This is a genomic window from Ciceribacter ferrooxidans (genome assembly GCF_004137355.1).
Classification (GTDB): domain Bacteria; phylum Pseudomonadota; class Alphaproteobacteria; order Rhizobiales; family Rhizobiaceae; genus Allorhizobium; species Allorhizobium ferrooxidans.
The window spans coordinates 1-278 of the sequence record NZ_SDVB01000309.1 but is presented as its reverse complement, the minus strand read 5'-3'; the positions used below and the strand labels follow the sequence as shown (position 1 = coordinate 278).

1 protein-coding gene is annotated in these 278 nt (G+C 45.3%); it reads left to right on the top strand.

Annotated features, from left to right (window positions below; genetic code table 11):
* The coding region (locus EUU22_RS25690; RefSeq protein WP_205687944.1) for a hypothetical protein at positions 1-278 on the top strand (278 nt) is incomplete at both ends.

Sequence of the window (278 nt, the reverse complement as noted above, 5' to 3'; positions counted from 1 at the left end):
GTTGATGACAAGGGGAGTATCTCCGTTTACAGCGCAGATGACCTCGCCAACGGAAAAGTCGTTATAACCGCTGATCAGATTAAGGTCGCAGGGCTCACCACGCGAATCGAAAGCATTGTTTGGAATGCTACAAGGGACAAAATTCTCATCTACACAAACTCCTCCAGGGTATGGAGAGGGAATACAAAAGGTGATTATTGGTATTTTGATCTTTCCGACGGCAAAGGAAGACAAATTGGTAAGGGATTACCAGCGTCTTCCCTGATGTTTGCGAAAAT